Below are 9,534 nucleotides of genomic sequence, written 5' to 3' on the forward strand. Positions count from 1 at the left end.
CAAGGCCATGTTGCAGCCGAAGTCGCATCAGGTCACGCGGCCGCTTTGGATACCGATTTGATCCCCTCTGTTGCTTACACCAGCCCTGAATTGGCATGGGTCGGCATGACCGCCGCACAGGCAAAACAGGCCGGGCGGGCCCATAAAACCACAAGCTTTCCCTGGGCGGCCAGCGGGCGTAACTTGAGCTCAGGTGGTGGCAACGGGTTGACCAAACTGGTTTACGACCCCGATACCCTTCAAATTCTGGGGGTCACATTAGTTGGCACAAATGCAGGTGAATTGCTGGCAGAACTCGTTCTGGCTATGGAGCTGGGAGCCACGATCCAAGATGTTGCGTTAACGGTTCACGCCCATCCGACCTTATCAGAAACCGTGGCTTTCGCTGCAGAGCGCGCGCTAGGGACACTGACGGATTTGTGATTTATCTAGGCGATTCAGCGCTGCTCGCTTTCCAGGGAAATCGGTAGCAGCGTTTGTAATGGCCTCACAAAGGCATTACCGTCGACACTGCCCTCACGCCTTGCTGGATTTGATATATGCCGTCGACAGGGGTGTGAATTACCCGAATGTGAAAAGTCCCCGGAAGGACCCAAAGACAAATGCGAAGCCCCTAAATCCAAGCAATGTCCCGAACCGTTAACCCACCCCCCAAGGCAACCGGCGCAGGCCATGCCCCACAACCTCATCCACTCAACTGTCACCCCAATTCAAGGCTGAGCCCCCAAGCAAAGAGCATAGACGAACAGCCCCCAACCTGAGCGCACATCCTCGCTGGTTGCGTTGACCGCAGCTGTCCAGCACAGAAGAGCATTGTATGCTGGCGGGCTGCGACCCGTTGAACCGCGCTTGGCGTTTACCCTGCACGCGGGATTTCAATTCCCTTGTAGTGATCTGTCAGAACAGCGAATGTCGTCCCACCAATACCGATTGGAATATGAACCGTGCGAAGAGACGGGCCAAAAAGCGTTCGTTTCAATCCAAAAAAATCCCGCATGAAATCCCGCATGGCGGTCTGGAGAAAAAACCTTCACCCCCTTTCAACCTTCTGTAACAAAACATAAAATACTGAAAATCAAGTTCGGATTGACTCTCTTCGTCTCCGCCATTATTATTTTTTAATGCGCTGAAAATGCGGGAAAATACTGGGTCCATGCCACCGACTTCCCCCATTCTTTCCCCCAATAGGTATCGAATCAAGCGTGCGCCTTGTTCGTTCGTATTCGTGCCGCTCACCCACGCGCGAAAGAGACCTTCTTGCATTCGGCATTGCCATCACGCTTCCTTGCAGATTTGTCGATCGCCGATCTCGGCCCTTTGCGGACATTCGACTGACGGAAATCTCAGTCGGCCGTCTTCCCGAAAGCAGCCATTGGTGCAGGATGCAGCATTTTGGGCCTACCGGATGACTGCTCTGCGGACAAAGCGTGATTTCGCTGCGGTTGCACCAACGGCTGCAATTACCATTTTCGTGCAGGACGCTGAATTCACCCACCCAACTGAGCGCACATCGCTTGATAAACGACGGCCGTAGCTACATTTGCCAAGTGGAGTGATGTCTGACGTCAGCGCTGACGTCAGACAGGGCTGGAAAAGCCCTGTCGCCCTCGAGCGAAAGGTGGCTTAAACGAGCACCGGGGGCGGCACGAAAGCGTGACAGGTCCAAGTCTACGGCATTAGAAGATCTAAAAAGTCCTGTAAGATTGCAGACTGATTTCGATCTGTGCGCCAAACTGCGCAGATTGGTGTGGAATAGCCAAAAACATCAGGCAGAATTTCGTAAAACTCATCCCGAATGAGATCTTGGCAATGGGACGGAAAGTAACCCAAGTAAACACCGCTTCGAACAAGGGAAAGTACCGCTTCGGTCTGGTAGACCGTACTCCCAACCGGGAAAATTTGCTTTCTTTTGCGCAAACGCTCGCCTTCGAAATATCCACGATATACCAGCTTGTGCTTGCACACGTCCTTGTCCGACAACTCAACGCCGTTGAGCACATCGTCGACCAGTGGGTGATTGCCGCCGCAAAACAGCCCAACACGTTCATCATAAAGCGTTACGTAGTTGAGGCTGGGGTGGCGTTGGTAGTCGGGGACGATGCCGATATGTAATTTGCCATCAATGACTCCGCGCTCCACTTCATTTGGCGATCCCGTCATCATGTTGATCATCACATCGGGCGAAATGTCCTGAGACCGGCGAATGGCCCCAATGAGGGGGTTTTTCACATCGCTCATGGTGAAATCGATCATTCCGATCTCGATTTTCCCAACCATCTTGTTGCTGATGCTGGCAATGCGCGAGGTGAAGTCTTCGCTCTGTTTGAGGAACTCAACAATGAAATCATAGGCTTGCTGACCTTGTTGCGTCAGATAAAACCCACTGCGGCCGCGGTGGCACAGGCGCATGCCGAGCCTGACTTCAAGGTCCAAGATTTGCCGCGATATGGTGGATCTTCCGACGCCCAATTCAGTCTGAGCCGCGGATAAGCCACCACATTCAATCACGGTTTTAAACACGCGCATCAGGCGCAAGTCCACATCATTGACGGTGCCGGAGAAAGCTTTTTTGCGTCGTGGCATGCGTGAAAGTCCGTGATGATTTCGGGTTGCATAAATATGCAACAAAACTTCCGAATGTACAAATTTATCTCACCAATCCGGTGCGCTATTTACGAGGCACTAGTGAAAGGAATTTCAATGACTTGGTCGGCAGAAAAACGGGCGCAATTGCTGAAAAAATTTGGGGGCGGAACCGGCGGCGATTTGCATGATCCAAAAGGGCGGAGGATAGCGGAGAAAATCTTTTCCGAAGGGGGGCGCCGCCCTGCGCCTTATGCTGGCATCCCGACGTTACTGGATGCGCCTCTTATTCCCTTCGACGGTGGCGCGGATATTTCCACTTTGGATGTGGCGCTATACGGTGTGCCAATGGACCTTGGGGTGACCAATCGCAACGGGTCGCGTTTTGGGCCGCGCGCCTTGCGTGCAATCGAGCGTGTTGGCCCCTACAACGATGCATTGGAATGTGCCCCGCTGCATGAAATGGTGGTTGCCGATATTGGCGATGTGCCGATGCAAAGCCGCTTTGATCTGACCCAAAGCCATGCCGATATTGAAGGCTTCGTATCCAAAATTGTTGCCCAAGATGTGATCCCGCTTGCCGTTGGCGGCGATCACTCGATCAGCCATCCGATCTTGAAAGCGGTCGCAAAGAACGGGCCAGTTGGCATGATCCATATCGACGCGCATTGCGACACGGGAGGCTCCTATGAGGGTGAGAAATTCCACCACGGTGGGCCCTTTCGCAATGCGGTCCTTGAAGGGGTTCTCGACCCCGAGCGCACCATCCAGATCGGCATCCGCGGCGCGGCCAAATACATCTGGGAGTTTTCCGAGATGTCGGGAATGACGGTCATTGAGGCGGCGCGCATCACTGATGCAAATCTGCCCGATATTATCGCGAAAGCGCGCGAGGTCATCGGTGACGGGCCGACGTATTTTTCCTTCGACATTGATAGCCTCGACCCAGCATATGCCCCCGGAACGGGTACGCCGGAAGTCGGCGGCCTGACCACGCGCGAGGCATTTAAACTGATCCGTGGAATGAAAGGTGCAAACCTCGTGGGCGGAGATGTCGTCGAAGTGGCACCGGCCTATGACCCGACAACCAACACCGCTCAAAACGGCGCGCAGATGCTGTTCGAGATCCTAAGTCTGATGCAATTTTCGCCCTCCATAACTTCCAAATAAGGACAAGACCCTATGACAATCCAGCGCTCCGAACTTGATAGCCGCATGAGCCAAACCGTCGTTCACGGCGACACTATCTACTTGGCCGGACAGATCGGCAAAGGGGCAGATGTCACGGCGCAAACCAAAACCATGCTCTCCGAAGTTGACCGCTTGTTGGTGGACGCGGGCAGTGACAAATCAAAGATCCTAAGCGCCACGATATGGCTCGCGAATATTGATACCATTGGTGAGATGAATGCGGTTTGGGATGCGTGGATTGATCCCGCGAACCCGCCTGCCCGCGCGTGTGTTGAGTCTCGCATGGCCACACCGGACTATCTGGTTGAGGTCATGATCACAGCTGCGAAATCGTAGCATGACGCAAGTTTTTAGTGCTGAGAAAACGCGGGAGGGGCTGCAATGGCCTCTTCTTGTCGGTGGGCTGGACGCGATGTTCAAATCGGGTTGTGTGATGCCATTGCGTCACCATCATGAGGTTGAGGTTCCCGGTGAGGATAGCGGTACATTGTTGCTGATGCCTGCTTGGACGCCTGGGAACTACATCGGCGTCAAAATGGTCAATGTTATTCCGGGAAATTCAGCGCGTTCGCTCCCTGCGATCTCGGGTGCCTATCTCCTGTCGTCTGGTGCAACAGGCGCTTTGCTGGCCGTGATTGACGGTGCTGAACTGACCGCGCGCCGTACGGCCGCGGCCTCCGCGCTTGCTGCGCGATATTTGGCACGCGCGGACGCAAGCCATCTTCTGGTTGTGGGCGCGGGGAAACTGGCGCTGAACGTTATTGAGGCGCATGCATCTGTGCGTCCGATAACTTCGGTCACCATCTGGGCACGTCGCATCGAACAAGCCGAAGAGGTGGTGAGATGTGCTCGGGCATTGGGCTTTGATGCGAAATCAGCGTCTGATTTGGAACCGGAGGCCAAACGGGCCGACATCATCAGTTGTTGCACTTTGTCGCGTATGCCATTGATTGAAGGCGCTTGGCTCAAACCCGGCACTCATGTCGATCTTATCGGCGCGTTCAAACCCGACATGCGCGAGACCGACAGTGCAGTCATTGCCAAATCTTCGGTGTTTGCGGACACGCGCGAAGGCGTTTTGTCTGAGGGCGGCGACATCGTTCAAGCCGTGCGCGAAGGCGCATTTAAGGCGTCGGACATTCAAGCGGATTTGTATGATTTGGCACGTGGTGAGCATGCAGGACGCAGCTGCGACACGGAGATCACGGTATTCAAATCTGTCGGCGCCGCCCTAGAAGATCTGGCTGCGGCGATCCTCACCTATGAAGCCGCCGCAACGTTTGACTAAACCGCTTTAAACAAGGAGACCTGCGCGGGGTCGAATGTCAGCGCCACTTTGGAGCCGATATCAAGGCCCTGCGCTTCTGCGCTGGAGCGGCGAACGCGCAGGTCTTTCCCTTGTATTGCCACGACAAATTCGGTGGCTGCACCCAGATCACGCATGAAGGAAATCTCTCCGACGCAGGTTTTTCCGTTGGATAAAACTGGTGTCAGGCCCACATGTTCTGCGCGCACCGCGGCCAGTATATTGTCGCCGTCTTGATGGGGTGTCGCGCTTTGGACTGGGGTGCCGAACAGATCCACCGCGCCACCTTTTATAGCACCTACGTCGATCAGGTTCGCTGCGCCAAGGAAGTCCGCTACGAAGCTGTCGGCAGGGTCATTATAGATCTGCGTCGGTGGTGCCGACTGGCGAATTGCACCGTCTTTGAGCACCACCAGTTCGTCCGCCAGCATCATCGCTTCGTGCTGATCATGGGTCACCAAAACCGTCGTCACACCGAATTTTTGCTGCAATTGGCGCAACTCGATCTGCATGTTGTCGCGCAGTTGGGCGTCCAAGGCGGACAACGGCTCGTCGAGCAAGAACAACGGCGGCTGGATCGCCAAGGCGCGGGCAATCGCCACCCGTTGACGTTGCCCGCCCGACAGGGCCGACACCGGACGATCCGCGATATGCGGCAGCTGGATCACCTCCAAAAGCTCCTCCACCCGGTCACGTTGGGCGGCGCCTTTGATGCCACGTAGCTTCAACCCGTAGCCAATGTTGCGCGCCACACTCATATGGGGGAATAAGGCCAATGATTGAAACACCATGCCAAAGCCGCGCTTGTGTGGCGGCTGGTTTGAAATGTCGTTTCCATCAAGGATCAAGCTGCCTTTGCTGGCGGCCTCGAACCCTGCGATGATGCGCAACAATGTGGTCTTGCCACAGCCCGATGGCCCCAACAGGCACACAAATGAGCCGCGTTCAATTTTGAGATCGATATCACGCAAAGCATCGACCGTATCAAACCGCTTCGACACATTATTGATGTGGAGGTGAGTGTCAGACGTCATGTCTATGACCTTTCTAAAAGAGGCTCGCTCGACCGGCGATCAGCTTGTCAACAAGCACGATCAGCACCACATCGGCGACAATGATGAACACGGACAAGGCCAGTGTTGAGGGGTCCAGAGAGGACGCAGTGCGGCTGTACATCCAGATCGGCAATGTGCTGACATCGACGGTGTACATAAAGAACGTGATGGTGAATTCGTTGAAGCTGATGATCAGCGCAAAGATTAGGCCAGCGAGGATACCCGCCTTCATCAAGGGAATGACCACATCCCAGATCGCGCGCAATGGCGATGCGCCAAGTGATACGGCGGCTTCCTCGAGTTCGATGCTGATGCCGCTCATGGCACTCAAGCAATTGCGCAGCACAAACGGGAGCACCAAGGCCACATGCGGGATCACAATCCGCCAAATGCCGAGCTCAAGGCGCAAGCTTTCCGCGACCAACAAAAACGCAATCCCGAGGATCACCAGCGGAAAGACGAGCGGTAGCGTAAACAACAGCTCCATCCCGCCCCGAATGCGCCGATCGCCCCGTGCCAAAACATAGGCCAAAGGTATACAAACACCCGTCGAAATGGCCATAACGATGACCGCAACCAGCAGGCTTGTCACTGTGGATCCCACCACCGATTGGGCGCTGTTGGCGTCCTCGGACGTGAACAGCGCAATGACTTCACTGTACCAGAGCAACGACAGCGCTTCGGGTGGGAAGCCTGTGTTGTCTGCCGCGGAGAACGACATGATTGTCACCACGATGACGGGCAGCGAAGAGATCAGGATCCCACAGGTTGCCAGCAACAAGATGACGAAGCGATAGGAGCCGCCCCCTTCGGTGGGGAGAAGATCAACGCGCATTTTGGCGCTCCACTTTTTCAGATGCCAGGCGTGTCAGCCAGGCTGCAAAGAGCATGACAAACATGGTGACAAAGATCAGGATCATGCCCGCAGCTGCGGCACCAGACCAGTTAAACAGGGGTGAAATCATATCTCGAATGGCAATGCCCATCATCTGCACACGGCGACCGCCGAGCAGCAATGGAATTGCGAAGGCGCTGGCGTTGAAGGCAAATACGATAGAGGCCGCACCAAACAGCCCAGGCCGCAGCAACGGCACGGTCACGTCAAAGAAGATCCGCCAATGCGAAGCGCCCAGAGAGCTTGCCGCCTCGAGGTGTTCGCGAGAGATACCGCGCACCGCGCTGACAATTGGAAAGACCGCCAAGGGGAGAGAGGTTTGCACCAGCCCCAGCAAAACGCCGGTCTCATTGAAGAGTAAAAAGATAGGGCGCTCAATGATGCCAAAACTGCGCAGGGTGGAATTCAACACGCCGCTTGGGCCGAGCAGCAATATCCAGCCATAGGCTTGAACGAGAAGGTTCAGGATCAGCGGCAGCAAAATGACAATGGTCAGCGTGCGGCGGGCGAAAGCGCTGCGCAGGCTGATCAGCAAAAACGCCAGCGGCACGGCCATCAACATGGCAAGCACAGTGGCGATAAAGGCAAGTCGCAGTGTCAGCCAGACCGAGCGGCCGAAAAATGGCGTCATCAGGTCCACATAGGGCTGTATCGAAAAGCCGTCGATGCGCGATTGCTCCCCCGAAATCGAAAATCGGAAAATGTATAGGCACGCCCCGAGAAAAGGGAGTATCGCGATAAGCGCTGGCAAAGAATATGCCAGCGCCTTGGGTTTGGTAAGTTGAAGGCTCACTGAGGAACGTCCTGACTTAGGCGGATCACGCCAAGGTTTGAGTGTAGCGGGTGATCCAGTCTTCACGCACATCTGCGATGAAGGACTTGTCATGCACCACAGCTGTGTCGCCCATTTGCTCGGGCTTGATGATGAACGGGCTGGCCTTGGCCTCTTCCGACATCACGGCGTTTTGGTTGATCGGGCCGTTCAACACGGCTTCGGCCATTTTACCCTGCACGTTTGCGTCCAGCGTGTAGTCGATGAAGGCGTGAACAACATCATCGTCACCCGGTTTGGCTTTTGGAACGATGGTGTACATCAGATCCGCAAAGAAACCTTCGTCGATGTCATAGGTCGCACCCATGTTCGAATTGGCGGGGTCTTTCAATTCATCTGCGTAGAATGCGGGCGCATAGACGCCGCCGATGTCCAATGCGTCCGAGCGGAACAATTCTGAAATCTGTGCGGGGTTTTCACCAAACGTCAACAGGCTATCGCGGAGTTCCGCCAGCTTCGCAAAGGCTTCTTCGGCATTGGTGCCGTCACCACCGAGCATCTTGTCAGTCGCAAAGATTGTATCCAGAGCGTCGGTCCACGTGGACGGTGGCATGAACAAGCGATTTTTATGGGATGCATCCCACATCTGAGCATAAGATTTTGGTGGCTCAGCAAATGTCTTGGTGTTGTAAATTAAGCCGCCGGTCCAAAGCAGATACCCAATGCCGTGCCCATCCGCGCCCGTTCGGAAGCGAGGGTCAACCTGCTCGAGGTTGGGTAACATGTTCAAATCTGGCTTCGCCAACAGACCGTCACCAGCCAGCTCAACTGCCCCAACACCCGCTAGCGTGATGACATCGTACTGTGGACGATCGCCGGCGGCGCGCAATTTGGCGACCATTTCCGATGTAGATCCGGTCCGGTCGGCGATGACCCGTGCGCCTGTGGCTTCCTCGAATGGCTTCGCGATATGATCCAAAATAGCCAGGCCAGTATTGTCCGACCACGTCAAAAGTCGCAGCTCTTTTCCTGCCAATGGCTGGCTTCCTGCGGCGTGCACAATGGATGGCATAGCTAATGTTGTCGCCGCCGCAGCTGAGGACGCTAGAAGGCCGCGTCGTGAAATCTTGTACGTCATGATTTTCCCCTGTTGGATGACAGTTCGTATTGCTGAACCATTTTCTTATTGGGGTATAATCGCGAACATCGATGTCGATTAAATACCGCTGAATCCAAGAAATGTTTCATCCCGATGCAACTGATGCCAACTTAATGAGCACAAAATGCATCAAAATGGAAATTTCTCGAAATGCTGTTTTTCCTCAGCTTTTGGTGCTTAAATACAACCACGCAATTGCTTTGCAGCTCCGTTTAGGATCGCGACCATCCTGACTGGCATTGCCTGAGAATTGGACTACTTGGCAAATGGACCAGATAAATGCGCGCGTCCACGTCGCACTCTTCGATCGCTGTTGGATGCTAAAGTAGAAAAACAATAGCGCAACAAGGATTGATATAGCGCTGCCGATTGCGGACATTCGTTAATCGTGCAGCGTCACGCAAAGTGGGTTCATTTCAACCGTCCCTTGCGGCCAACAGTGCCACGTGCAGCCGAACGTTTGCTTTTTCATACGGTAAACCTATTTCTCGCACGCACAGCGAATGACTGCTCTACCGCGGCTTTGTTGCACAAATCGGGGCATGACCGGACTTCCCCTTTCCCCGGACGGAT

Annotated in this window: 8 protein-coding genes and 1 pseudogene; 4 read left to right on the plus strand and 5 right to left on the minus strand. The window is 54.8% G+C overall.

All coding sequences use genetic code 11. The annotated features are described in order from the left end of the window. Window positions 1–72: 72 nt before the first annotated feature. A pseudogene (locus SHIM_RS20750) lies at window positions 73–423 on the plus strand (dihydrolipoyl dehydrogenase); the annotation flags it as partial. Window positions 424–1,668: 1,245 nt separating this feature from the next. Here SHIM_RS20750 and SHIM_RS18355 read toward each other — a convergent pair. Further along, complete coding sequence (locus tag SHIM_RS18355; RefSeq protein WP_054004134.1) at window positions 1,669–2,583, minus strand: LysR family transcriptional regulator; 915 nt, start codon at window positions 2,581–2,583, stop codon at window positions 1,669–1,671. 117 nt (window positions 2,584–2,700) lie between these two features. Between SHIM_RS18355 and speB the strand changes: the two genes are divergently transcribed. From speB to SHIM_RS18370, 3 genes are read left to right on the plus strand one after another with little or no spacing between them, the layout of a single operon-like run. Further along, on the plus strand, window positions 2,701–3,753 hold the full coding sequence (gene speB, locus SHIM_RS18360) for an agmatinase (protein WP_054004135.1): 1,053 nt from the start codon (window positions 2,701–2,703) through the stop codon (window positions 3,751–3,753). A 12-nt stretch (window positions 3,754–3,765) separates the two neighbouring features. Further along, entirely contained in the window at window positions 3,766–4,110 is a 345-nt protein-coding gene (locus SHIM_RS18365) for a RidA family protein (RefSeq protein ID WP_054004136.1), read from the plus strand. Window position 4,111: 1 nt separating this feature from the next. Then, window positions 4,112–5,062, plus strand: coding sequence for an ornithine cyclodeaminase family protein (locus tag SHIM_RS18370; RefSeq protein WP_054004137.1), 951 nt, complete (start codon window positions 4,112–4,114; stop codon window positions 5,060–5,062). Here SHIM_RS18370 and SHIM_RS18375 read toward each other — a convergent pair. The 4 genes from SHIM_RS18375 to SHIM_RS18390 are packed head-to-tail and all read right to left on the minus strand — an operon-like array spanning window position 5,059 to window position 8,940. Continuing rightward, a complete protein-coding gene (locus SHIM_RS18375) occupies window positions 5,059–6,114 on the minus strand; it encodes an ABC transporter ATP-binding protein (RefSeq protein WP_054004138.1) in 1,056 nt (351 codons plus the stop codon). The genes SHIM_RS18370 and SHIM_RS18375 overlap by 4 nt on opposite strands. A gap of 13 nt (window positions 6,115–6,127) precedes the next feature. Continuing rightward, window positions 6,128–6,970, minus strand: a complete 843-nt coding sequence (locus SHIM_RS18380; RefSeq protein WP_054004139.1) for an ABC transporter permease — start codon at window positions 6,968–6,970, stop codon at window positions 6,128–6,130. Next, the gene (locus SHIM_RS18385; protein WP_241488925.1) at window positions 6,960–7,823 is read right to left on the minus strand and encodes an ABC transporter permease; all 864 of its coding nucleotides are present in this window, start codon (window positions 7,821–7,823) and stop codon (window positions 6,960–6,962) included. Before SHIM_RS18385 ends, SHIM_RS18380 begins: the two co-directional genes overlap by 11 nt. 25 nt (window positions 7,824–7,848) lie before the next feature. Beyond that, window positions 7,849–8,940, minus strand: coding sequence for an extracellular solute-binding protein (locus SHIM_RS18390; RefSeq protein WP_054004140.1), 1,092 nt, complete (start codon window positions 8,938–8,940; stop codon window positions 7,849–7,851). Window positions 8,941–9,534: the final 594 nt, after the last annotated feature.

Source organism: Shimia sp. SK013 (assembly GCF_001292625.1).
GTDB lineage: Bacteria > Pseudomonadota > Alphaproteobacteria > Rhodobacterales > Rhodobacteraceae > Shimia.

What these genes read in the sequence shown, in the direction of transcription:
- SHIM_RS18370 (WP_054004137.1), top strand. Translation starts at nt 4,112, where the DNA reads ATGACGCAAGTTTTTAGTGCTGAGAAAACGCGGGAGGGGCTGCAATGG.
- SHIM_RS18355 (WP_054004134.1), bottom strand. Translation starts at nt 2,583, where the DNA reads ATGCCACGACGCAAAAAAGCTTTCTCCGGCACCGTCAATGATGTGGAC.
- SHIM_RS18375 (WP_054004138.1), bottom strand. Translation starts at nt 6,114, where the DNA reads ATGACGTCTGACACTCACCTCCACATCAATAATGTGTCGAAGCGGTTT.
- speB (WP_054004135.1), top strand. Translation starts at nt 2,701, where the DNA reads ATGACTTGGTCGGCAGAAAAACGGGCGCAATTGCTGAAAAAATTTGGG.
- SHIM_RS18390 (WP_054004140.1), bottom strand. Translation starts at nt 8,940, where the DNA reads ATGACGTACAAGATTTCACGACGCGGCCTTCTAGCGTCCTCAGCTGCG.
- SHIM_RS18380 (WP_054004139.1), bottom strand. Translation starts at nt 6,970, where the DNA reads ATGCGCGTTGATCTTCTCCCCACCGAAGGGGGCGGCTCCTATCGCTTC.
- SHIM_RS18365 (WP_054004136.1), top strand. Translation starts at nt 3,766, where the DNA reads ATGACAATCCAGCGCTCCGAACTTGATAGCCGCATGAGCCAAACCGTC.